The organism is Acidaminococcus sp. HCP3S3_H5, from assembly GCF_052122235.1.
Lineage (GTDB): Bacteria > Bacillota > Negativicutes > Acidaminococcales > Acidaminococcaceae > Acidaminococcus.
Genome location: NZ_JBQKCS010000001.1, coordinates 359,225 through 382,023, shown reverse-complemented (window position 1 = coordinate 382,023; position 22,799 = coordinate 359,225). Strand labels below are relative to the sequence as shown.

General features: G+C 57.5%; 21 protein-coding genes. 20 read left to right on the top strand and 1 reads right to left on the bottom strand.

The annotated features are described in order from the left end of the window. Window positions 1-133: 133 nt before the first annotated feature. Window positions 134-1,267 (top strand): cation diffusion facilitator family transporter, encoded by a 1,134-nt coding sequence (locus ACTQY5_RS01925; protein WP_308664226.1) that lies wholly within the window; start codon window positions 134-136, stop codon window positions 1,265-1,267. A 75-nt stretch (window positions 1,268-1,342) separates the two neighbouring features. Here ACTQY5_RS01925 and hydF read toward each other — a convergent pair whose 3' ends face one another. After that, the gene (gene hydF, locus ACTQY5_RS01920) at window positions 1,343-2,560 is read right to left on the bottom strand and encodes a [FeFe] hydrogenase H-cluster maturation GTPase HydF (RefSeq protein ID WP_022486703.1); all 1,218 of its coding nucleotides are present in this window, start codon (window positions 2,558-2,560) and stop codon (window positions 1,343-1,345) included. Between the two features lie 302 nt (window positions 2,561-2,862). On the opposite strand from hydF, the gene dprA reads away from it, so the two are divergent. The 19 genes from dprA (at window position 2,863) to ACTQY5_RS01825 (ending at window position 22,798) form a co-directional block, all read left to right on the top strand. Beyond that, the gene (dprA, locus tag ACTQY5_RS01915; RefSeq protein ID WP_154488527.1) at window positions 2,863-3,969 is read left to right on the top strand and encodes a DNA-processing protein DprA; all 1,107 of its coding nucleotides are present in this window, start codon (window positions 2,863-2,865) and stop codon (window positions 3,967-3,969) included. A gap of 12 nt (window positions 3,970-3,981) precedes the next feature. Next, window positions 3,982-6,057 carry a type I DNA topoisomerase gene (gene topA, locus ACTQY5_RS01910; RefSeq protein ID WP_308664225.1) on the top strand — a complete coding sequence of 692 codons (2,076 nt, stop codon included), beginning with the start codon at window positions 3,982-3,984 and terminating at the stop codon, window positions 6,055-6,057. A 13-nt stretch (window positions 6,058-6,070) separates the two neighbouring features. Beyond that, complete coding sequence (trmFO, locus tag ACTQY5_RS01905) at window positions 6,071-7,387, top strand: methylenetetrahydrofolate--tRNA-(uracil(54)-C(5))-methyltransferase (FADH(2)-oxidizing) TrmFO (RefSeq protein WP_022488348.1); 1,317 nt, start codon at window positions 6,071-6,073, stop codon at window positions 7,385-7,387. 62 nt (window positions 7,388-7,449) lie between these two features. Beyond that, window positions 7,450-8,385 carry a tyrosine recombinase XerC gene (gene xerC, locus ACTQY5_RS01900; protein WP_022488347.1) on the top strand — a complete coding sequence of 312 codons (936 nt, stop codon included), beginning with the start codon at window positions 7,450-7,452 and terminating at the stop codon, window positions 8,383-8,385. Between the two features lie 12 nt (window positions 8,386-8,397). Further along, a complete protein-coding gene (gene codY / locus ACTQY5_RS01895) occupies window positions 8,398-9,174 on the top strand; it encodes a GTP-sensing pleiotropic transcriptional regulator CodY (RefSeq protein WP_022488346.1) in 777 nt (258 codons plus the stop codon). 176 nt (window positions 9,175-9,350) lie between these two features. Continuing rightward, entirely contained in the window at window positions 9,351-9,977 is a 627-nt protein-coding gene (locus tag ACTQY5_RS01890) for a site-2 protease family protein (protein ID WP_022488345.1), read from the top strand. Window positions 9,978-9,995: 18 nt separating this feature from the next. After that, window positions 9,996-10,724 carry a segregation and condensation protein A gene (locus ACTQY5_RS01885; RefSeq protein ID WP_022488344.1) on the top strand — a complete coding sequence of 243 codons (729 nt, stop codon included), beginning with the start codon at window positions 9,996-9,998 and terminating at the stop codon, window positions 10,722-10,724. Next, complete coding sequence (gene scpB, locus ACTQY5_RS01880; protein WP_022488343.1) at window positions 10,702-11,250, top strand: SMC-Scp complex subunit ScpB; 549 nt, start codon at window positions 10,702-10,704, stop codon at window positions 11,248-11,250. The genes ACTQY5_RS01885 and scpB overlap by 23 nt, the downstream gene beginning before the upstream one ends. Before the next feature lie 21 nt (window positions 11,251-11,271). Next, complete coding sequence (locus ACTQY5_RS01875; RefSeq protein ID WP_154488526.1) at window positions 11,272-12,006, top strand: pseudouridine synthase; 735 nt, start codon at window positions 11,272-11,274, stop codon at window positions 12,004-12,006. Continuing rightward, entirely contained in the window at window positions 12,003-13,265 is a 1,263-nt protein-coding gene (locus ACTQY5_RS01870) for an NAD(P)/FAD-dependent oxidoreductase (RefSeq protein WP_154488525.1), read from the top strand. Before ACTQY5_RS01875 ends, ACTQY5_RS01870 begins: the two co-directional genes overlap by 4 nt. Continuing rightward, the gene (cmk, locus tag ACTQY5_RS01865; protein ID WP_022488340.1) at window positions 13,262-13,927 is read left to right on the top strand and encodes a (d)CMP kinase; all 666 of its coding nucleotides are present in this window, start codon (window positions 13,262-13,264) and stop codon (window positions 13,925-13,927) included. Before ACTQY5_RS01870 ends, cmk begins: the two co-directional genes overlap by 4 nt. A gap of 1 nt (window position 13,928) precedes the next feature. Next, window positions 13,929-14,525 (top strand): lysophospholipid acyltransferase family protein, encoded by a 597-nt coding sequence (locus ACTQY5_RS01860; protein WP_022488339.1) that lies wholly within the window; start codon window positions 13,929-13,931, stop codon window positions 14,523-14,525. A 3-nt stretch (window positions 14,526-14,528) separates the two neighbouring features. Continuing rightward, the gene (locus tag ACTQY5_RS01855; protein ID WP_022488338.1) at window positions 14,529-16,577 is read left to right on the top strand and encodes a bifunctional 4-hydroxy-3-methylbut-2-enyl diphosphate reductase/30S ribosomal protein S1; all 2,049 of its coding nucleotides are present in this window, start codon (window positions 14,529-14,531) and stop codon (window positions 16,575-16,577) included. 28 nt (window positions 16,578-16,605) lie between these two features. Then, window positions 16,606-17,652 carry a type 2 isopentenyl-diphosphate Delta-isomerase gene (gene fni, locus ACTQY5_RS01850; protein WP_154488523.1) on the top strand — a complete coding sequence of 349 codons (1,047 nt, stop codon included), beginning with the start codon at window positions 16,606-16,608 and terminating at the stop codon, window positions 17,650-17,652. 24 nt (window positions 17,653-17,676) lie between these two features. Continuing rightward, window positions 17,677-19,008, top strand: coding sequence for a ribosome biogenesis GTPase Der (gene der, locus ACTQY5_RS01845; protein ID WP_022488336.1), 1,332 nt, complete (start codon window positions 17,677-17,679; stop codon window positions 19,006-19,008). A 15-nt stretch (window positions 19,009-19,023) separates the two neighbouring features. Then, a complete protein-coding gene (gene plsY / locus ACTQY5_RS01840; protein ID WP_154488522.1) occupies window positions 19,024-19,626 on the top strand; it encodes a glycerol-3-phosphate 1-O-acyltransferase PlsY in 603 nt (200 codons plus the stop codon). Window positions 19,627-19,851: 225 nt separating this feature from the next. After that, on the top strand, window positions 19,852-20,844 hold the full coding sequence (locus ACTQY5_RS01835) for an NAD(P)H-dependent glycerol-3-phosphate dehydrogenase (protein ID WP_022488335.1): 993 nt from the start codon (window positions 19,852-19,854) through the stop codon (window positions 20,842-20,844). 73 nt (window positions 20,845-20,917) lie between these two features. Then, complete coding sequence (locus ACTQY5_RS01830; RefSeq protein ID WP_022488334.1) at window positions 20,918-21,370, top strand: ACT domain-containing protein; 453 nt, start codon at window positions 20,918-20,920, stop codon at window positions 21,368-21,370. Between the two features lie 117 nt (window positions 21,371-21,487). Then, window positions 21,488-22,798, top strand: a complete 1,311-nt coding sequence (locus ACTQY5_RS01825; RefSeq protein WP_022488333.1) for a homoserine dehydrogenase — start codon at window positions 21,488-21,490, stop codon at window positions 22,796-22,798. Window position 22,799 lies beyond the last annotated feature (1 nt).

The following is a 22,799-nucleotide window of genomic DNA, read 5'->3' as shown; positions in this document are numbered from 1 at the left end:
TGACCATTGACAAAGGCCGCCGGAGGTTCCGGCGGCCTTTCTATTGGGAAGGAAAACGCCAGGGGCGTTTTCCAACCCTTCCATTTGTGCTATAATGGGAGCAATTCTGTACGAGAGAGGCTGGCTGGTTCTTATGGGTATTTCATTGGCAAAGGGCCGCAGGGAATCCATCATCCTGCGGACCAGTTTCATCGGTATCGGAGTGAACGTGCTCCTGGCCGGGTTCAAGGCGGTGGTGGGGTTTTCCACCAACTCCATTGCCATCCTGATGGATGCGGTGAACAACCTGTCGGACGTGCTGTCTTCGGTGATCACCGTGGCCGGGGCCAAACTGGCGGACCGGAACCCGGATTTTGAACATCCCTTTGGCCATGGCCGGTATGAATACCTGAGTGCCCTGGTGATTTCCATCATCATTTTCTATGCCGGGGTCACGGCCATGGTGGAAAGTGTGAAAAAAATCATCGAACCGGAGGTGCCGGAATACACCACCGCCTCTCTGATCCTTTTGGTGGTGGCGGTCATTGCCAAGATCATTCTGGGCCGGTATGTAAAGGCCAAAGGCCAGGAGGCGGATTCCGGAGCTCTCATCGGGTCCGGGTCCGATGCCCTGTTTGACGCGGTACTGTCTTTTTCCGTACTGGTGGCGGCTCTGGTGTATCTGGAATGGGGGCTCCCTCTGGAATCCTATGTAGGGGCCCTGATTGCCTGTTTCATCCTGAAAAGTGGCTATGGGATGCTCCGGGATACCCTGAATGAAATCCTGGGAGAGAGGCCGGATCCCCAGCTGGTCCGGGAAATCAAGAATCTCCTGGTGGCGGAACCGGAAATCCAGGGGGCCTATGATCTGATGATCAACAACTACGGACCGGGCCGGAACTATGCCTCTGTGCACATCGAACTGCCGGATGTGATGACCGTGGAACAGGTGGACCTTTTGACCCACCGGATCCATGAAAAAATCTTCAAGGCCACCGGGGTCCATCTGTCCGGGGTAACAGTGTATTCCTACAATACCCGGGATCCGGAGGCGGCAGCCATCCGGGAAAAAGTGAGCCAGATGGTGATGCGGCACCCCTGGGCCCTCCAGGTCCACGGGTTCTATGTGGACCGGAAAGCAAAGACCATGCGGTTCGACGTGGTGGTTACCTTCGGCCGGGACCGGGGACCCATCGTCCAGGAACTGAAAGAAGAAGTGGGGAAGCTGTATCCAGGCTACACAGTATCGGTGGACGTGGACAGGGATATATCGGCGCTGCAGGGGTGAAAAAGGGCTGTGAAAAAATGAGGAATCATTTTTTCACAGCCCTTTTAGTCGGGGGTGTGGATTTTCACACCCCCGTTATTTCACTTTCTCCGCCAATTCCGGAAACGGGGCCAGGACTCTGGGCAGGATCCCGTTCATACAGGCTATGGCTATGCCGTAGTTGGTCATGGGGATGTTTTGTTTATGGGCGGCACTTTGCCGGTAGGCCACTTCCTGGGGATTCAGCATACAGGCCCCGCAGTGGACGATGAGCTTGAAGGGGCTCAGGTCGTCAGGGAATCCCTTGCCGCTGCTGTAATGGAAGTCAGGCTGTGCCCCGGAATACTTCCGGATCCAGTTGGGCAGCTTTACGGTACCGATGTCGTTGCACTGCCGGTGATGGGTGCACCCTTCGGAAATCAGCACCGGATCCCCGTCCTTCAGGTCTTTCAGCTTCAGGGCTCCATCCAGGAAGGCGGCCAGCTGGCCTTTGTACCGGGCAAACAGAATGGAGAAGCTGGTGAGCCGGATCTTCGGAGGCACCATCTGGTTCACAGTATGGAAGGCCTGGCTGTCGGTAACTACCAGGCTGATCTTTTTGCCCAACAGGCTGATGATTCCCGGAAGTTCCTGGGGCTGGACCACAACGGCACTGCAGTGGCCGTCCAAGAGTTCCCGGATGGTCTGCTGCTGGGGCAGGATCAGCCGTCCCTTGGGAGCGCTTTCATCGCAGGGCACTACCAGCACCACCAGGGCATTGGGTTCCAGCAGGTCCAGGAGCAGGGGCTTTTTCACCCCATCTTTTCCCAGGGCCTGGGAGATCCGTTCCTTCAGTTCCCAGATCTGGGTACCCGCCTGGGCACTGACCAGCATGCTGTGATCCTTCAGGTCTTCCGGCAGGGTGAAGCTGGGCACCAGGTCGCATTTGTTGAACACTACCAGGTAGGGGATCTTCCGGTCACGGATTTCCTGGAGCAGTTTCCGGTCGAAAGTATTCATGCCTGTGGACGCATCCACCACCAACAGGGCGATGTCCGTGCTCCGGAGTACCAGCCGGGCCTTTTCGATCCGGGACTGGCCCAGGTCCGTGTCGTCGTCCATCCCCGGGGTGTCGGTGAGGAGTACCGGCCCCAGAGGCAGGATTTCCATGGCTTTGGAAACCGGGTCGGTGGTGGTGCCCTTGTAGTCGGACACAATGGCCAGGTCCTGGCCGGTAATGGCGTTGATCAGAGAAGATTTGCCGGCGTTCCGGCAGCCGAACAGACCAATATGGACACGTTCCCCGGACGGGGTGGCGTTAAGAGATGCGGGCATGGAAAGTTCCTCCTTCAGGAATTGAAATTTGCCGAACATTGGGCAAACAGAAAACATAAATTGTTTGTGAATATCATACAATAAAAGGGGGGAAGGTGCAAGGGCTGCGTTTCTCTTCAAAAGGACCCGTCAGTTACGGGTCCTTTCCAGCGGCCAGCGGCCGGTAACAGGAGACCGGTGACAGGGGTTGTTCATACAACGTGCAACAACCCCTCTTGATTTTTCAGACAGTTTCCATGTATACTAATACTCGTTTGCAGGCGTAGAAAACTTCTATTATATGCAGCAAGGGATGTGAGCCTATGGAAGATGTGTATTGTGCAGCCTTGGCAGATCTGCTGAGCTACGAGGCCCCTCAGGGGGTACCTTTGCTCCGGGAGGCCTTCGGGTCTCTGGAAAAAGCCTGGAAGGCGGGGACAGGGGAACTGAAGGAGGCGGGGCTTTGGAGCCCGGCTCTGGACAAGGTCTGGCAGTCGCCCCACCGGAGAAATCTGCCGGAAAGGATCTGGGACTGGTGTGAGCATCACCAGGCCCGGGTGATCAGCCGGTGGAATCCGGACTACCCGGTTTTGGTGGACCAGCTGGCCGCTCCTCCACCAGTGCTCTATGTAAAGGGCACCCTGCCGGACCAGCCGGCCTGTGTGGCGGTGGTAGGGTCCCGGAAGGCCACGGATTACGGTCTGGCCGTGGCCGCCCGGTTTGCCCGGGCGGCGGCCCTCCGGCAGGTGCCGGTGATCAGCGGGGGCGCCTACGGCATCGATGCGGCGGCCCACAAGGCGGCCCTGGATGCAGGCGGCCCCACAGTGGCCGTACTGGGCGGCGGACTGGGGGAATTGTATCCCCGGCGCCATCTCCGGCTTTTTGACCGGATCGCCCAGCAGGGAGCCCTGGTGACGGAATATGCCCCCTGGACTCCGCCCCTGCCCCAGAACTTCCCTCTGCGGAACCGGATCATCGTGGGCTTTTGCCGGGCAGTGGTGGTGGTGGAAGCTGCCATCCGCAGCGGGGCCATGAGCACCGCCCATGCCGCTCTGGACGAAAACCGGGAACTGTTCGCCGTCCCCGGGCCCATCTTTTCCGAAACCAGCCAGGGCACCCACCATCTCCTGAAGCAGGGAGCCCGGGTGGGGGATGATCCCCAGGAAGTACTCACCAGCCTGCTGGGGCCGGAAGAGGGAACTCTGCCCCAGGCCGGAGAAGAACCGGACCTGTTCCGGGATTTCGCTCCCGATGAAAAAGAAAAAGCCGGGGCCCTGTGCCGCTGGCTCCAGAAACACCAGGGCAGTTCCCTGGAACAACTGGCCGATGCATTCCCCTGGCCCCTGGCCGTGCTCAGTACCCTGCTCCTGGAGCTGGAACTGTCCGGCCGGGTCCAGCGGAACAGCCGCAATCGCTATCATGCAGTTTAGGAGGAGAAAATCGTGACGAATAAACTGGTCATTGTGGAATCCCCTACGAAAGCCAAGACCATCGAAAAATTTCTGGGCAAGACCTTTACGGTACGGGCCTCCATGGGCCATCTCCGGGATCTGCCCAAAAGTCAGTTCGGTGTTGACGTAGAGCATCATTTCACTCCCAAATACATCAATATCCGGGGGAAAGGACCTTTAATCAAGGAACTGAAGACCCTGGCCAAAAAAGCCGACAAAATCTATCTGGCAACGGACCCGGACCGGGAAGGGGAAGCCATTGCCTGGCACCTGAGCTACATCCTGGGGGTGGATCCGGCGGCTCCCTGCCGGATTTCCTTCCATGAAATCACCCAGACCGCCATCAAAGGGGCTCTGAAGGATCCCCAGTCCATCGACATGGACAAAGTGGACGCCCAGCAGACCCGGCGGATCCTGGACCGGATCGTAGGGTACCAATTGAGCCCTCTCCTGTGGCGGAAGATCCGGAAGGGCCTCAGCGCCGGCCGTGTCCAGAGCGTGGCGGTGAAGATCATCTGCGACCGGCAGAAGCTCATCGACGACTTCGAACCGGAGGAATACTGGACTTCTTCCGTGGTGCTGGCTCCCGGCAAGACTCCCAAGATCACGGCGGATGTGGTGAAACGGGATGGGAAGAAACTGGAAATCCACAACCGGGAAGAAGCGGACCAGGTGACGGAAGACCTGAAGAAGGCCAGCTACCAGGTGACGGACTGCTCTGTCCGGGACCGGCTGCGGAAACCGGCGCCTCCCTTCACCACCAGCAGTCTCCAGCAGGAAGCCAACAAAAAGATGAACTTTTCCACCAAAAAGGTCATGATGCTGGCCCAGCAGCTGTACGAAGGGGTCACCCTGGGCCGGAAAGGCTCTGTAGGGCTCATTACCTATATGCGTACCGACTCGGTGCACCTGGCGGATGCGGCGGTCAGCGAGATCCGGGGCTATGTGGATGCCAATTACGGTCCCAGTTACCTGCCCAAGAAACCCAATGTGTACAGCAGCCGGAAGAATGCCCAGGAAGCCCATGAAGCCATCCGTCCCACCAGTGTGAGCCGGACTCCGGAAGATGTGGCGCCCTATCTGGACCGGGATCAGCTGCGGCTCTACACCCTGATCTGGAAGCGGACGGTGGCCAGCCAGATGGCCAGCAGCGTCAGCACCCTCACCACCCTGACCATTGCCGGGGACAATTACGAACTCCGGGCCACCGGTTCCGTGGTAAAGTTCGACGGGTTCCTGAAGCTGGCGGACCGGAAGGACGAGGAAAAGGACAAGAAGGTTCCGGCTCTGGAAAAAGGCACGGCCATGAACCTGATCCGGGTGAACGAGGCGGTCCAGCACTTTACGGAACCCCCTGCCAACTTCACCGAAGCCACCCTGGTCAAGGAACTGGAAGAAAAGGGCATCGGCCGGCCCAGCACCTATTCGCCCATTATCCAGACCATCCTGGCCCGGGGCTATGTGGCCAAGGAAGGGAAGAAGCTGCTGCCTACGGAACTGGGGAAACTCACCATCGACATGCTGACCCAGTATTTCTCCCCCTTCATCGACGTGCCCTTCAGCGCCCATATGGAAAGCGAACTGGATGCCATCAGCGAGCACAAGACCGATAAGGAAACGGTGCTCCAGGAATTCTACGGTCCTTTTGAAAAGGCTCTGAAGGTGGCGGATGAAAACATCCCGGTGGTGGAAAAGCCCGTGATCGTCAGCGATGTGAAATGTGAGAAATGCGGCCGGTTCATGGTGGTGAAGGAAGGCCGCCACGGCAAGTTCCTGGCCTGCCCCGGATTCCCGGAATGCCGGAACACCAAGCCCATCCTGGTGAAAGTGGGGGTGAAGTGCCCCCAGTGCGGCGGGGATCTGATCGAACGGCACAGCAAGACGGGACGGCTGTTCTATGGCTGCGCCAACTATCCCACCTGCCGGTTCACCTCCTGGGACAAACCCACCAACGAAAAATGCCCCCAGTGCGGCAGCATGATGGTGGAACACAAGGAGCGCAGCGGAAAGACCGTGCTCCACTGCAGCAAAGAGAAGTGCCCCAACGCTTCCCTGAAGAAGAAATGAAAGGAAAATTTCCATGACCGTCCATATTATCGGAGCCGGGCTGGCAGGCTGTGAAGCGGCCTGGCAGCTGACCCGCCGGGGGATCCCGGTGATGCTCCACGAAATGCGCCCGAAAAAAAGCGACCCGGCCCACCATACGGCCCTGTTCAGTGAGCTGGTATGCAGCAATTCCCTTCGGGCCAACAACATTGAAAACGCCGTGGGCCTGCTGAAGGAGGAAATGCGCCGGCTGGATTCCCTGATCATCGCCTGCGCCGATGCCCACCAGGTGCCTGCCGGGGGAGCCCTGGCAGTGGACCGGGAAGGGTTTGCCCAGGCCGTCACTGACGCCATCCGGGAAAATCCCCTGGTGACCCTGGTGGAAGAAGAGGTCACTGATTACAGCCGGTTCGCTCCGGAGGACTATGTAATCACCGCCTCCGGACCTCTCACCAGCGGGGCCCTTTCCGAAGCCATCCAGCAGCTGGTGGAAAAGGATTACTTCCATTTCTTCGATGCGGCGGCCCCCATTGTCACCGTGGATTCCCTGGACCAGGACAAGGTGTACAAGGCTTCCCGGTACGACAAAGGGGAAGCGGCTTATTACAACTGCCCTTTCACCAAAGAGGAATACCTCCGGTTCTGGCAGGAACTGTGCCATGCAGAAACGGCTCCGGTGAAGGATTTCGAGCACAATGTGTTCGAAGCCTGCATGCCCATTGAAGAAATGGCCCTCCGGGGAGAAGACACCATGCGGTTCGGACCTCTGAAGCCGGTGGGACTTCCGGATCCCAGGACCGGGGAGGACCCCTATGCAGTGGTCCAGCTCCGCCAGGACAATGGGGCCGGGACCCTGTACAACATCGTAGGGTTCCAGACCCATCTGAAATGGCCGGAACAGAAACGGGTGTTCCGGATGATCCCGGGACTGGAAAATGCGGAATTCGTCCGGTACGGGGTGATGCACAAAAACTCCTACCTGAACAGTCCACTGCTGCTGAACCCGGATTATTCCCTCCGGAACCGGCCTCATTTCTATTTTGCCGGTCAGATGACCGGGGTGGAAGGGTATGTGGAAAGCGCCGCCTCCGGTCTGGCGGTGGGAATCTATGCTGCCCGGGCCATAGCCGGGAAAAAACAGGTGCTGTTCCCCAAAGAGACTGCCATGGGAGCCCTGAGCCACTACATCAGCAACCCGGAGGTAAAGCATTTCCAGCCTATGAACATTAATTTCGGGCTGATCGCCCCCTGGGATGGCCCCAGGATCCGGGGGAAAAAAGAGAAAAATGCGGCTATAGCTGCCAGAAGTCTAAACTTTCTCGAAAATGTAAAAAATAACTTGCATGATTAGTCTGAATATGGTAGTATGAATTGTCGGGAATTCAATAAAATTCGTACAATTTGAGGCTTGCCATGGAACTGACACATACTCCGGGTTCCTCAGAAAAACTTGGGAAATGGGCGGAGGACTTTGCCACCTATCTGGAGGTGGAAAAGGACGCCTCCCCCCTGACCATTGAGAATTATCTGGCGGATATCCGGCATTTCAGAGACTTTATGGTCCGGCGGAAGGAATCTTTCAGCTGGCCCCAGGTCACTGTCCTGGACATCCGTTCCTATCTGGCGCTGATGCACGATGATAAACTGGCCCGGCGGACCATCGCCCGAAGGATTTCTTCTCTTCGTTCTTTCTACCGGTATCTCCGGCGGGAAGACCGGGTGAAGACCAATCCCTTTACCCAGGTGCGGACTCCCAAACTGGAAAAGAAGCTGCCTGTATTTTTGGAAGAATTTGAAATTAATCTCCTGCTGCGGATGCCGGACTGTACCACTGTCCTGGGCCGCCGGGACAGGGCCATCCTGGAATTCCTCTATTCTACAGGCTGCCGGGTTTCCGAATTGGTGGGACTTACGCTGACCCGGGTGGATCTGGGCAACCGGTATGCCATCCTGATGGGGAAGGGCCGGAAGGAACGGCTGGTGCCTTTGGGGCATCCCTGTGTGGCGGCCATGGAAGACTATCTCCGCCGCAGCCGAAGGCAGCTGATGGTCCGGTACCAGGCAGCTCCTCATCAGGCTGTGTTCGTGAACAGCCGGGGGACACCTCTCAGCAGCCGGAGCGTACGGAGGATCCTGGACAAATACGTGGACATGTGTGCCCTGCAGAAACATGTGAGCCCCCACACCATACGGCACACCTTTGCCACCCATCTGCTGGATCACGGGGCGGATCTGCGGGCTGTACAGGAATTACTGGGACATGTGAGCTTATCCACAACACAAATTTATACTCATGTGACGGCGGAACGTCTCACCGCAGTCTATGAGAAACATCATCCAAGGGCCTAGGAGGGACTTACTATGTTAGCTTTACTGGAAAAAACGCGTATGATCAACAAACTGCTTCAGAACACGGAAACCGTCAGCTACAAAAAGATGGCGGAAGTGCTGAAGGACGTCATCAAGGCGAACATCTACATCGTCTCCAGCGACGGAGAGCTGCTGGGCTACTCCATCCTGGACGGCTTTGAATGCGAGCTGATGATCAAAAAAGTGCTGGATGTGGGCCGTTTCCCTGCCGACTATGTGAAATGGCTGGAAGGAATCCGGGAAACGTCTTCCAACTACCGTCTGGTGAAGAACATGTGCGCTTTCAGCGAAGGGACCAAATGCCTGTTTGAAAGCAAATACACCACGGTGGTGCCCATTTTCGGGAACGGTGTCCGTCTGGGGACCCTGATCCTGGGGAAATTCAAGAAAGAATTCGTGGACAGCGACCTGCTGCTCAGCGAATATGCCGCTACGGTCATCGGCATGCAGCTGCTCCACGACAAAGCCATGCATATTGAAGAAGCCAGCCGGAAGAAGGCCATGGTCCAGATCGCCTTCTCCAACCTGAGCTACAGCGAACTGGAAGCCATTTCTGAAATCCTCAAGGCACTGCCCGGGGACGAAGGACTGCTGGTGGCCAGCAAGATCGCCGACCAGGCCGGGATCACCCGGAGCGTGATCGTCAACGCCCTGCGGAAATTCGAAAGCGCCGGGGTGCTGGAAACCGAATCCCTGGGAATGAAAGGGACCTATGTACGGATTCTCAACGAATACCTGCGGGATGGGCTGAAAGAACACAAAAAATAAGGAAATGGGGAAAAGGGTCAGGCTGCAGGATGCAGTTTGACCCTTTTTCGGCTTTATGGTAGTATGATAGGGATATGGGGCTGCTGCCCCGTCAGCTGTCAACGGTCAGCGGCCGCAGGAGGCCGGCTGCGCCGGCTCTGATTTGAATTCTACCTAATGGAAAGGAAATTTTCCCTATGCTCAATCTGGATGCGTCTCTGATCTACCGGATCCCGGCGCTGCTGTTTACCATTACGGTCCATGAATATGCCCACGGGGCCATGTCCGCCAGCCTGGGGGACCCTACTCCCGAATCGGACGGACGGCTTACCATGAATCCCCTGGCCCATCTGGACCTGATCGGGTCCCTGATGCTGGTACTGGTGGGGTTTGGCTGGGCCAAACCGGTGCGGGTGGACCCCCGGTATTATCCCAACCCCCGGGAAGGGATGCTGAAAGTGGCTTTTGCAGGCCCGGCCAGCAATCTGTTCGTCACCTTTCTGGCCATGTTCCTCCAGCTGTTCCTGGCCCGGTACTTCAACGCCGGCCGGGGCGTGCTGCTGTTTTTGAACTGGCTCATGCTGTACAATGTATGGTTTGCCTTCTTCAACCTGATCCCCATTCCCCCCATGGACGGATACAAGGTGCTCCAGACGGCGCTGCCTCTGGACAAGGCCCTGGCCTATGAGCGGATGGTGGGGCCCTATACCAACCTGATCCTGATCATCCTGTGCTTTACCGGAATCGTGGGCCTGGTGATCAATCCGCTGTCCACTCTGTATCTCCAGCTGTGCCGGGGAATCCTGGCCCTGTTTCTGTTCTGACCGGGAAGAAGGCGGCCTGTGTACCAAGTGAAACTGGCGGATTTCCAGGGCCCGTTGGACCTGCTGATCCACCTGATTGAAAAAGACAAAATCGATATTTATGATATTCCCATTGTTTCCGTTACGGAGCAGTACATTGCCTACATCAATGCCATGCAGGAATACAACCTGGACGTGGCCAGCGAATTTTTGCTGATGGCGGCCATCCTGCTCCAGATCAAATCCCGGATGCTGCTGCCCCGGGACCCGGAGGAAGAGGGGGAGGAAGAACCGGATCCCCGGCAGATGCTGGTGGACATGCTGGTGGAATACCGGAAAACCAAAAAGCTGGCCCAGGCTCTCCGGGAATGTCTCCAGCGGGCCAGCCTCCAGACCGCCCGGTCTCCGGAACCCCAGGGAAAGGTGCTCCAGAAGGTGAAGCGGTACGGCCTGGCGGACCTGCTCCGGGCCCTGGCCGGGCTCATGCCCCGGCAGGAGGACGAGGAAACGGTGATTCCCCGGCAGGAATTCCCCGTCCAGGAACGGATGGAGGCCATCCGGGAGACGCTGGGCAAAAGAAAGGAAAAAATGGATTTCCGCCAGCTGCTCCAGGACCGGAAAAACCACAGCGAGGTGATCGCCACCTTCCTGGCCGTGCTGGAACTGCTGCGGCTGAAGGAAATCGATCTGATCCAGGAAGAGCCTTTCGGGCCCATGGTCCTGGAACCCCGGAAGGAGGAGGCCCATGAAACTGAAGAAAACCGCTGAGCTGGAAGCCCTGCTCTTTGCCAGCGGGGATCCCCTGACCCTGGAGCGGGCGGCAGGGGCCCTGTTCTGTTCCACCGAAGAAGTGGCCCAGCTGCTGGAAACCCTCCAGCAGGAATACCAGCAGGCCGGCCGGGGCATCGAACTGCGCCAGGCGGCGGGAGGCTGGCAGCTGGTAACCAAGAAGGAAGCGGCGGGCCTGGTGCGCCGGCTCCAGGAAAAACAGGAAGTGAAGCTGTCCAATGCAGCCATGGAGACCCTGGCCATTGTGGCCTTCAAGCAGCCGGTGACCAAAAGCGAAATGGAAGCCATCCGGGGGGTGAAGGTGGACGGGGTGCTGAGCACCCTGGTGGAACTGGACCTGGTGGGGGAAGTGGGCCGGAAGGAAGTAATCGGCCGGCCCATCCTTTACGGCACTACGGAGGAATTCCTCAAGGCCTTCGGCCTCAATTCCCTGGAGGATCTGCCCCAACTGCCGGAAGAAGTGCTGGAAGGCCGGCTGGAAGAACCGGAACCTTTATTTGACTGAGTGAAAGGATTAGACAACCATATGGAACAAACCAAAGAACGGCTCCAGAAAGTCATGGCAGCCGCCGGTGTGGCTTCACGCCGGGAATGTGAAAAGATCATCCTGGCCGGACGGGTGCAGGTGAACGGAAAAACGGTGACGGAACTGGGCACCCGGGTGGGGAAGGCGGACCGAATCACCCTGGACGGGAAGGCCATCCACCGGAAAAGCGCCCGGCACACCTACCTGCTGTACAAACCCAAAGGGGTGGTGACCACCATGAAGGATCCCCAGGGCCGGCGGACGGTGGCGGATCTGATGGCGGGGCTCCACCAGCGGCTGTACCCGGTGGGACGGCTGGATTATCTCACAGAAGGGCTGCTGCTCATGACCAACGACGGGGAGCTGGCCCAGCATCTTACCCATCCCAGCCACCATGTGGACAAGACCTACGAAGTGGAAGTCCACGGCCGGGTGCCGGAAGAAAAACTGGACGTGCTCCGGCTGGGGGTGCCCCTGGAAGACGGGCTCACTTCTCCTGCGGTGGTATATGTGAAGGAATGGAATCCGGACAAAAACCTGACCCGGTTCACAGTGACCATCCATGAGGGACGGAACCGGCAGGTCCGGCGGATGTGCGACTTCATTGGATTCCCGGTGAAATCCCTGAAACGGATCCAGGTGGGAGACCTGACCCTGGAGGGGATGAAAAAAGGAGAGTTCCGGGAACTGACTCCCGAAGAAGTAGCCTCCCTGGAAGGACAGGATAACAAATGAAGCGGGTTGTGATTGTGGGAGCCGGAGCAGCCGGGATCCTGGCGGCCATCAAGGCGGCGGAAAACGGAGCCCGGGTGCTGCTCCTGGAAAAAATGGCCATGCCCGGCCGGAAACTGATGATCACGGGCAAGGGACGGTGCAACATCACCAACGCCTGTGACATGAGGGACATGATCCCCATGCTGCCGGGAAACGGAAAATTTTTATTTGGGGCTTTTCATACCTTCACCAATCGGGATATAATGGAGCTGTTGGAAGAAAACGGACTGCCGGTGAAGGTGGAACGGGGAGGCCGGGTGTTTCCCCAGAGCGACCGGGCCCTGGATGTGGTGGAAACCCTGGAGAAGATCCTCCGGAAAAAGAAGGTGGAACTGCGGACCAACACCCGGGTCCGGGAACTGGTACTGGAACAGGGACGGGTCACAGGGGTGGTCTGCGGGGACGGCAAGATGATCCCTGCGGATGCGGTGGTCCTGACCACCGGCGGGGCTTCCTATCCCCGGACCGGTTCCACCGGGGACGGGTATGCCCTGGCCCGGGAAGCCGGGCACACCATTGTGCCTCCCCGGCCGGCCCTGGTGCCCCTGGAAAGCGACGACCCGGAGATCCGGTCCCTCCAGGGCCTGAGCCTGCGGAACGTGCGGGCCACCCTGCTGAAGGGAAACAAGGTGCTGGGCCAGGAATTCGGGGAAATGCTCTTCACCCATTTCGGGGTCAGCGGGCCCATTGTGCTGACCCTGTCCCGGGCGGCTTCCACCGCCTGGAAGAAGGATCCCCAGGCTCTCCTGGACCTGTCCATCGACCTGAAGCCGGCCCTTGCTCCGGAACAGCTGGACGCCCGGGTCCAGCGGGATTTTGCCAAATACAGCCGGAAGCAGCTGAAAAGCGGACTCCATGATCTGCTGCCCCAGAGCCTGATCCCGGTGATCATCGACGCCGCCTGCCTGAAACCGGAGCAGGAAGTGAACCAGATCACCCGGAAGGAGCGGCAGCGTCTGGTGGAGACCCTGAAAAACTTCATGGTGCCCCTGACCGGCACCCGTCCCCTGGCGGAAGCCATTGTCACCGCCGGGGGCGTAAGCACCAAAGAAATCAATCCCTCCACCTTTGCCTCCAAAAAAGTGCCCAACCTATACTTTGCCGGAGAACTGATGGATGTGGATGGATATACCGGCGGCTACAACCTCCAGGCAGCCTTTTCGTCAGGCTGTGTGGCAGGGACTCACGCCGCTTTGGATGGAAAAGAGGAATCTGTGTGAAAAAAATCATCATTGCCATTGATGGCCCGGCGGGAGCCGGCAAAAGCACCATCGCCAAAAAGGTGGCGGCCCTTCTGGGCTATGCCTACATCGATACGGGAGCCATGTACCGGACGGTGACCCTGCGGTTTTTGGAAAGCGGGAAGCCTTTCAGCGACGAGACGGTCACTTCCATTGCGGACCAGATTGCCATTACCTTCCGGTACGCTGATGGAGTGAACCGGGTCTTTGCGGACGGGGAGGAAGTCACCGATGCCATCCGCAGCCTGGAAGTGTCCCGGAACGTGTCCAAAGTGGCAGCTGTAGGCGGGGTGCGCACAGCCATGGTGGCGGCCCAGCGGAAGATCGGCTGTGAGGGCGGCGTGGTCATGGACGGCCGGGACATCGGCACCGTGGTATTCCCTCAGGCCCAGCTGAAGGTGTTCCTGACCGCTTCCGTGGAGGAACGGGCCCGGCGCCGGTATCTGGAACTGAAGGAAAAGGGTACGGAGGTATCCCTGGAAGACCTGGAAAAACGGATCGCCCAGCGGGATGCCCTGGATGAAAACCGGGAGATTTCTCCCCTCCGGTGTGCGGAAGACGCCCGGTATCTGGATTCCACCCATCTTTCCATCGATCAGGTGACGGAACAGATTGCCGCCATGGCCAGAGAGGTGCTGTAACATGTGGTACCGCTTTGTCCAGCTGATTTTTTCCATCCTGTTCCGGATCATTTACCGGCTCCGGGTCATTGGCCGGGACAACATCCCCAAAGAGGGACCGGTAGTGATCGCCTGCAACCACGTAAGCCTGCTGGACCCGCCCATGGTGGGCACGGCCTCTTCCCGGCCGGTCCATTTCATGGCCAAAAGTGAGCTGTTCGTACCGGTGCTGGGAACCCTGTACAAAAGCCTGGGAGCCTTTCCGGTCCACCGGGGAGCAGGGGATGCCCATGCCATCCGGACAGCTCTTACCATCCTGAAGCACAAAGAGGTGCTGGGGATCTTCCCGGAAGGCCACCGGAGCCGGGACGGGAAACTGGGCAAAGCCCAGCCCGGGGCTCTGGCCATTGCCCTGAAGGGGAAGGCGGAAGTGGTGCCCACCTGCATCCTGGGCAGCGACCTGAAACGCCGGAAAAGCTTCTGGCCCAGGATCACCGTGGTGTTCGGCAAGCCCATGAAGCTGGAAAACGAACAGGGAAACAAACTGAAAGTGGAGGAGCTGAGCGAAGAGCTGATGAAGGAAATCCAGGCTCTTATGGACGCGCACAGCGATAATTGACGGATGAAAATCTATGTTGCAGACCCCTGCGGATTCTGTTATGGAGTAAAAAGAGCAATACACGTTGCAGAACTGCAAGCAAAAGGGTATAATGATAGTATTGCCACTCTGGGTGAATTGGTTCATAATCCCCGTGTTGTCGAAAAACTGAAACAGCAAGGTGTAGAATGCAAGGAGAAGCTGGCGCAATTCGCGGCTGGCGATACAGTCATATTCCGATCCCACGGTGTGGGCCCTGCTCTTTATGAGGAGGCCCGCCAGCGGGAACTGAAAGTCATCGATGCCACTTGTCCTCATGTGCGGAAAGCACAGAAAACGGCTGCCGAACTGGCGGACGAAGGCCGTTTTGTCATCATTATTGGGGAGAAGCGTCATCCTGAGGTGCAAAGTATCAAGGCTTGGGCAGGCAGCGATTCTGTGATCATCGAAACACCCGATGATCTTGGATCTCTTCCTGAAAAAGATAAGTTTGGGGTAGTCAGTCAGACGACTTTTGAAGCTGAGAAGTTTAACCTTCTGCTTCGAATGGCTCAGGAGAAACGTCCGGGCGACTATAAAGTCGTGCGAACCATTTGCACTGCCACCGCAGAACGACAGGCTGCCGCACGGCAGCTGGCAGGGAAAACAGATGCTTTCTTCGTGTTTGGCGGCAAGAACAGTGCCAACACGAGACACCTGTGGGAACTGGCCAGGGAAATCAACCCCCGTTCCTATCTTTTGCAGGACGCCAGCGAGATCACTGGACCGATGCTGGCCGGAGCACAAAAAATTGGCATCACTGCTGGCGCATCGACGCCGCAGGAAATTATTGAGGAGGCTATTGGAACTATGGAAACGATGGAAAGTTTGTTGGGCGAACAGGAATGCATGAAATTGCACATTGGCATGATTGTGGAGGCTACCGTGGTAGAGGTGACCGATGATGAGGTCGTGGTAGACTTCGGGTATCAGAGTGAAGGTTCTGTGGCCTTCGACCAATGGACTTTGGGTGGGACCAAGGACACCGTAGCCCCCACTGTGAAACCGGGCGACAAAGTGACCCTGAAGGTTATTGCCAGCGAAAACCAGGATGGTCTGGTTGTTCTGAGCAAAATCAAGGCTGAAGCTGACCAGGCTTGGCTGAAACTGCCGGAAGAACTGGCTGACAAGAAGACTGTTCAGGTAAAAGGCCTGCGGGCTGTAAAAGGCGGCCTGACTGTTTCCTATGATGGACTGACTGGCTTCATCCCTGCTTCTCATCTGGATCTGAAGCATGTGGATGATGTGAAGGAATATGAAGGCAAAGACCTGGAAGTTTCCCTGCTGGAAATCAACCCGGAAAAGAAACGTCTGGTATTCTCCCGGAGAAACGTCCTGCGTGAAGAACGGGCTGCCAAGAACGCTGCCTATAAAGAAGAAAGAGCCAAACGGGAAGAAGAACGGAAAGAAGCCCTGGAAAAGGCTTTCCAGACCTTCCATGAAGGCGAAACTGTGGAAGGGACCATCAAGAGCATCGTTGATTTCGGTATGTTCGTGGAAATCGCTCCCATGGTCCAGGGCCTGGTGCACATCTCTGAAGTGTCCTGGGACCGCAGCGTGAAACCGGCTGACCTGTACAAAGTGGGCGAAAAGATCAATGTGTACATCAAAGGCCTGGATGAAGAAAAAGGCCGTATCAGCCTGTCCATCAAAGCTCTCCAGGAAGATCCCTGGGTGGCTGCTGCCAAGGAATTCCATGTGGGCGATGTAGTGACCGGTACTGTGGTACGGTTCCTGCCCTTCGGTGCCATTGTGAAACTGAACGACAAGAACGAAGGCATGATCCACATTTCCGAAATCGCTGAACAGCGGATTGAAAAACCGGAAGATGTTCTGGAAATCGGCCAGGAAGTGAAAGTGAAAGTCCTGCGTGTGGATACCGAACACAAGAAGATTGCCCTGAGCATCACCAAAGCCAAGGAAGATGCCGAAAAGGCTGAAATGCGTCAGTATCTGGGCAAGAAGAGCACTCTGTCCCAGGGCCTGGGTGAAAAACTGGCTGAAGCGGAAGCCGAAGCAGAAGCTCACAAATAAGCTGTCGGAATAAGCGGGGTTTATACAGATGAAAAGCCGGGAGAGCCGTAAAATCGATCACATCAAGTATGCCGTGCACCTTGAGGATGGTCCAAGGGCCACCGGCTTTTCTGATGTGCAGGTGATGCATCGCTGCCTGCCCCAGGTGGACCGGAGGAAAGTGGACCTTTCCACCAGCCTGCCCGGGGTGGGCATTCTGCCCCACCCTCTGGTGATCGACGCCATAACGGGAGGGGCGGAGAAAGTCACCCATCTGAACCGGAAACTGGCCCTGATCGCCCGGGAAACCGGGTGTCCCATGGCCGTAGGGTCTCAGTACGGAGCCGTCCGGTCCGGAGAGTATGCAGACACCTACAAAGTGGTCCGGGAGGAGAATCCCGACGGGGTGATCTTTGCCAACGTCAGTGCACTGGCCACTCCGGAGGAAGCCCGCCGGGCTGTGGACATGGTGGAAGCCCAGGCCCTGGAGATCCATCTCAACAGTGCCCAGGAATTGGCCATGGAAGAAGGGGACCGGGATTTTTCCCGCTGGCTGGAACAGATCGCCGCTATCTGTGAACAGTCGGAAGTCCCTGTAATCGTGAAGGAAACAGGCTGCGGTATGGAACGGGAAGACGCCAGACGGCTGCTGGACTGCGGGGTATCCATCCTGGATACCGGCGGGGCCGGCGGCACCAATTTCCCGGCCATTGAATGCTGCCGCAACCGGGAAGGGAACAAAGAACTGATCGAGTGGGGCATTCCTTCGGCCCTGTCCCTTCTGGAAGTGGTGGAAGCCAAAGGCTGGCAAAAGGGCATTATCGCTTCGGGAGGCATCCGGACGGCCCTGGACGTGTTCAAGGCCCAGATGCTGGGAGCCAATGCTGTGGGGATGGCTGGAAATATCCTCCGTTTTGTCCGGAACGGCGGGGGACCCCAAAGAGCCATAGACTGGATCCGGCAGCTGCTGGAAGCTGTGAAAGATTTTTACACCCTCACCGGGTGTACCAGAGTGGAGGACCTGCGGCAGGTGCGGTATTATGTTACCGGGGACCTGGCCGCAGCGGTCCGCGCTCTTCCCTACGGGGAAAAATGAATTTAACTGAAAGAGGTTCTTTCCATGAGCAAACCCATAGTTGCCATTGTCGGCAGACCCAATGTCGGCAAATCAACACTATTTAACATATTTGCCGACAGCCGGATCTCCATTGTGGAAGATACCCCCGGTGTGACCCGGGACCGTCTCTATGCTGACGCGGAATGGCTGGACCGGAAATTCACCATGGTGGATACCGGGGGCATTGAAATGCAGAATACTGATTCCATTGCGGTTTCCATCCGCCAGCAGGCGGAAATTGCCGTGCGGGAAGCGGATGTGATCCTGTTTGTGTGTGATGCCCGTACCGGGATTACCAACGACGATATGGAAGTGGCCAAAATGCTCCGCCAGTCCAAAAAACCGGTGGTGCTGGCCGTGAATAAGGCAGATACTCCCAAACAGGAGGCAGAAGCCTACGAATTCTACAACCTGGGCATCGGGGAACCCTACCTGATTTCCGCCTCCAACCGGCTGAATCTGGGGGACCTGCTGGATGCCGTGGTGGAGAAATTCCCTCCGGAATCCGACGATGACGAGGACAATGAAGACGTGATCAAGGTGGCCATCATCGGCCGGCCCAATGTGGGCAAATCCTCCATCTTCAACGATATTATCGGCCAGACCCGTTCCATTGTCAGCGACGTGGCGGGCACCACCCGGGACGCCATCGACGTGCCGGTGGAAAAAGACGGCCAGACTTACCTGTTCATCGATACTGCCGGCATGCGCCGGAAAGGGAAAATCGACGAACCCATCGAAAAATACAGCATCATCCGGACTCTCCGGGCTGTGGACCGGAGCGACGTGGTGCTCCTGGTACTCAACGCCGAGGAAGGAATTACGGAACAGGACAAGAAAATCGCCGGCTATGCCCATGAGGCAGGGAAGGGCATCGTAATCGTGGTGAACAAATGGGATCTGTATCCCAACAAGACGGTGATGTCCACGGAAGAATTCACCAAGAACATCCGCCACGAACTGATCTTCATGCCCTACGCCAATGTGGTGTACGTATCCGCTCTGACCCAGCAGCGGATCAGCCGGCTGCCGGAAATGATCAAGGATGCGGCGGAAGCCAACGCCATGCGGATTTCCACCAGCGTGCTGAACCAGGTGGTCACCGATGCGGTGGCCATGAACCAGCCGCCTATGGAAAAAGGCAAACGGCTGAAGATCCTCTACACCACTCAGGTGAAGGTAAAACCGCCCACTTTCGTGATTTTCTGCAACGAACCGGAGATCATGCACTTCTCCTACCAGCGGTATCTGGAAAATCAGCTGCGGGAAGCCTTCGGGTTCAAGGGCACGCCCATCAACATCATCGTCCGGGGCAAGAACGAGGACGAGGCATAAGGACGGTTGATGATTATGGATTACTTTCTCAGTGCACTGATCGGGTATCTCCTGGGGTCCATTTCCTGCGGGCTGCTGCTGGTGAAGCTGGTATGCGGCATCGATATCCGGGATTATGGCAGCCACAACATCGGTGCCACCAATGTGTTCCGGACCGTAGGGGCCCGGATGGCATCCTTTGTGCTTCTGGGGGATCTGCTGAAAGGGGTGCTGGCCCTGTACCTGGTGAACCGGTTTGTTTCTCCGGATCTGACGGTACAGCTGGTATGCGCCGCCTGTGCCATACTGGGCCACAGCTTTTCCTGGATGTGTGGATTCAAGGGAGGCAAAGGGGTGGCCACCGGTCTGGGGATCCTGCTGTACTTCATGCCGGAAGTGGCGGTGTTTTCTCTGACCATCTGGCTGGCAACGGTATTCGTTACCCGTTATGTGTCCCTGGGGTCCATCCTGGCGGCTCTGGCGGCTCCTTTTTCCGCCTGGTACCTGGGGTATGACTGGAAACTGGTGGCCTTTGCAGGCCTGTGTGCCATCGTTGTGGTGGCCCGTCACTACCAGAACATGATCCGCCTGAAAAATGGCACAGAAAGCAAGATCCGGCAGGGACATTGGAAAAAATGATAGGGGTGTGAAAGGATTTACACCCCGGTCACGGGTCGCGGGCCATGGGCCGCGAGCCTGGACGCTGAATCCGGTTGTTCTTTTTCTATAGAATGATAAGGTAACATCGGTTGGAATCAAAAAACGGGTCTTCGGTTTGCACCAACAAGCCCGCGACTCGAGACCCGCGACCAAAGGGCTGTTGCACCTGCAACAGCCCTTTCTATTTGCAAAGGAGTTGAAACCATGAAAGCAGCTGTGATTGGGGCCGGGAGCTGGGGAACGGTACTGGCCCAGATCCTTTCGGACAACGGCCGGGACGTGTGCCTGTGGGCCCGGAACCCGGAGAAGGCGGCAAAGATCCGGGAAACCCGCTGCAACGGGGATTACCTGCCGGATTTCCGGCTTTCCCCCTCCATCCAGGTGACGGCGGATTTAAAGGAAGCTGTCACGGGAGCGGAAGTCCTGGTGTTCGTGGTGCCTTCCAAAGGGATGGGGTCCATTGCCCGGCAGGTGGCGGCCATCACGGACTGCCGCAGCCAGGTGATCCTTACCTGCACCAAGGGATTTGATCTTGCCACCCATAAACTGATGACGGATATCCTGGAGGAAACTTTCCCCCGGGCCCGGGCCATTGCTGCCCTCAGCGGTCCCAACCTGGCCCGGGAAATCGCCCAGCAGCAGCCGGCTGCCACGGTGATTGCCTGCCGGGAGATGAAAGAGGCCCGGTTCCTCCAGCAGTGCTTCCTGACTCCCTACTTCCGTCCCTATACCTCCACGGATCTTGTGGGGGTGGAACTGTGCGGCTGTGTGAAGAACTGCATTGCCCTGGTGGGAGGGATGCTGTCCGGCCTGGGGCTGGGAGAAAATGCCCAGGCGGGACTGATCACCCGGGGACTGGCGGAACTGACCCGGCTGGGGGTGAAGATGGGAGCCCGGCGGGCCACTTTCTTTGGTCTGGCCGGGGTGGGGGACCTGATTGCCACCTGCACCAGCCCTCTCAGCCGGAACCGGTCCGCCGGCTATGCCCTGGCTCAGGGCAAGACCCTGGAGGAGATCACCGGCGGCACCCATATGGTCATCGAAGGGATCAACGCCACGCCGGTGGTCCGGGAACTGGCCCGGGCCCATCAGGTGGAAATGCCCATCATCGAACAGCTGTACCAGGTGCTGTTCCAGGGAAAGGATGTGCGCCAGGCCATCGGGGATTTGATGAAAAGAACTGCCAAGAAAGAGTAGCATTATTCCACGCACTATGATATAATGTCTTCCTAGGAAGGATTAACATTCTTATGGAAAGGATAGATAACACATGAACAACGAGAAGAAATCAGAATTTTATTTGGTAAGAGAAGAAATTCTTCCAGAAGCAATCAAAAAGACCATCCTGGTCAAAGAAATCCTGAAGCGGGGTAAAATGAAGACTGTCAACGAGGCCGTAAGCAAAGTGGGGCTCAGCCGCAGTGCTTACTACAAATACAAGGATTATGTCTTCCCGTTTTACGATGCCAGCAAGGAAAAGGTCATTACCATTTCTCTGCTGCTGGAACACAAGCCCGGGGTACTTTCCAGTGTGCTGAACACGATTGCTGCCGATGGGGGGAGCGTCATCACCATCAACCAGGGTGTGCCTCTCCAGGGTGTGGCCAATACCACCATTTCGGTGGAGACCAAGTACCTGAACATCGATATGGAAGCCCTGATGGACAAACTCCGGCTCATTGACGGAGTGAAGCGGCTGGACGTGTTGGGCCAGGTGGACTGACCCGGGAAAGAAAAACAGAGGAACCGGCTTCCCGGAAGGGGTAAAACAGGATATCTGCAGGATTTTCAGAGGGCTGTCGTTTTCGGCAGCCCCTTTACAACAGGAGGATGAGGGGAATTGGCTAAGAACGAACAGAAGAAAATCAACATCGGACTGCTGGGAGCCGGTACCGTGGGGGGCGGTGTGATCCTGGTGCTGAACCAGAACCGGCCGCTGATCACCGAACGGGTGGGGGCGGAAATCTGCATCAAAAAGGTCCTGGCCCGTCATCCGGAAAAGGTCCGGGCCTTGGATGCCTCCCTGGCCACCACAGACAAAATCGAAGACATTGTCAACGATCCGGACATTGACATTGTGGTGGAACTGATGGGACGGGAACACCCGGCCCTGGAATACATGGAGGCGGCGCTGAAAGCCGGCAAGAACGTGGTCACCGCCAACAAGGACGTAGTGGCCGTCCATGGAAAGGAACTGTTCGAACTGGCGGCGGCCAACCATGTGGACTTCCTGTTCGAAGCGGCGGTGGCCGGGGGGATTCCCATTATCCGTCCTTTGAAGGAAAGCCTGGCAGCCAACAAAATCAGCAAGATCATGGGGATTATCAACGGTACCACCAACTTCATGCTTACCAAAATGACCCAGGATCATATGGATTTTGCGGAAGTGCTGAAGGAAGCCCAGGACAAGGGTTATGCGGAAAGCGACCCTACCGCCGACGTGGGGGGCTTCGACGCGGCCCGGAAGATTGCCATCCTGGCCTCCATTGCCTTCAACAGCCGGGTGAGCCTGGACGATGTGTATGTGGAAGGCATCGACAAGATTTCTTCCCGGGACATTGAATACGCTGACGAACTGGGCTATGTAATCAAGCTCCTGGGGATCGCCAAGCAGAAGGAAGGCAAAGGGGTCAGCGCCCGGGTCCATCCCACCATGCTCCGGAAGGACCATCCCCTGGCTACGGTGAACGATGTGTTCAACGCGGTGTATGTGGAAGGCCAGCCTGTAGGAGAAGCCATGTTCTTCGGCCGGGGCGCCGGACGGATGCCTACGGCCAGTGCCGTATGCGGGGATATCATCGAAAGCACCCGGAACATCCTGGCCGGCTGCACCGGCCGGGTGGGCTGCACCTGCTACGAAGCCAAACCCATGCTGCCCCTGGAAGAAATCATCTCTCCCTGCTACATCCGGATGCTGGTGGAAGACCAGCCCGGTGTCTGGGCCACCATTGCCTCCGCCTTCGGGGAAAACAAGGTCAGCCTGAAGACCGTTGTCCAGAAACGGTCCCTGGGCACCTTGGCGGAAATCGTGGTGATCACCTACGGGGTCTCTGAGTTCGCCCTGCGGAAAGCCGCCGACGCCCTGTCCAAACTGGCTGTGGTAGCCCGGATCTGCAACATCATCCGGGTGGAAGACAGCACCCTGGACTGAG

Bases quoted from the DNA above. Each gene is read 5' to 3' on its own strand.
- fni (WP_154488523.1), top strand. From the start codon at position 16,606: ATGAAAAGCCGGGAGAGCCGTAAAATCGATCACATCAAGTATGCCGTG.
- plsY (WP_154488522.1), top strand. From the start codon at position 19,024: ATGGATTACTTTCTCAGTGCACTGATCGGGTATCTCCTGGGGTCCATT.
- ACTQY5_RS01875 (WP_154488526.1), top strand. From the start codon at position 11,272: ATGGAACAAACCAAAGAACGGCTCCAGAAAGTCATGGCAGCCGCCGGT.
- codY (WP_022488346.1), top strand. From the start codon at position 8,398: ATGTTAGCTTTACTGGAAAAAACGCGTATGATCAACAAACTGCTTCAG.
- ACTQY5_RS01835 (WP_022488335.1), top strand. From the start codon at position 19,852: ATGAAAGCAGCTGTGATTGGGGCCGGGAGCTGGGGAACGGTACTGGCC.
- der (WP_022488336.1), top strand. From the start codon at position 17,677: ATGAGCAAACCCATAGTTGCCATTGTCGGCAGACCCAATGTCGGCAAA.
- trmFO (WP_022488348.1), top strand. From the start codon at position 6,071: ATGACCGTCCATATTATCGGAGCCGGGCTGGCAGGCTGTGAAGCGGCC.
- ACTQY5_RS01830 (WP_022488334.1), top strand. From the start codon at position 20,918: ATGAACAACGAGAAGAAATCAGAATTTTATTTGGTAAGAGAAGAAATT.
- xerC (WP_022488347.1), top strand. From the start codon at position 7,450: ATGGAACTGACACATACTCCGGGTTCCTCAGAAAAACTTGGGAAATGG.
- ACTQY5_RS01860 (WP_022488339.1), top strand. From the start codon at position 13,929: ATGTGGTACCGCTTTGTCCAGCTGATTTTTTCCATCCTGTTCCGGATC.
- ACTQY5_RS01855 (WP_022488338.1), top strand. From the start codon at position 14,529: ATGAAAATCTATGTTGCAGACCCCTGCGGATTCTGTTATGGAGTAAAA.
- ACTQY5_RS01890 (WP_022488345.1), top strand. From the start codon at position 9,351: ATGCTCAATCTGGATGCGTCTCTGATCTACCGGATCCCGGCGCTGCTG.
- ACTQY5_RS01870 (WP_154488525.1), top strand. From the start codon at position 12,003: ATGAAGCGGGTTGTGATTGTGGGAGCCGGAGCAGCCGGGATCCTGGCG.
- ACTQY5_RS01925 (WP_308664226.1), top strand. From the start codon at position 134: ATGGGTATTTCATTGGCAAAGGGCCGCAGGGAATCCATCATCCTGCGG.
- scpB (WP_022488343.1), top strand. From the start codon at position 10,702: ATGAAACTGAAGAAAACCGCTGAGCTGGAAGCCCTGCTCTTTGCCAGC.
- hydF (WP_022486703.1), bottom strand. From the start codon at position 2,560: ATGCCCGCATCTCTTAACGCCACCCCGTCCGGGGAACGTGTCCATATT.
- dprA (WP_154488527.1), top strand. From the start codon at position 2,863: ATGGAAGATGTGTATTGTGCAGCCTTGGCAGATCTGCTGAGCTACGAG.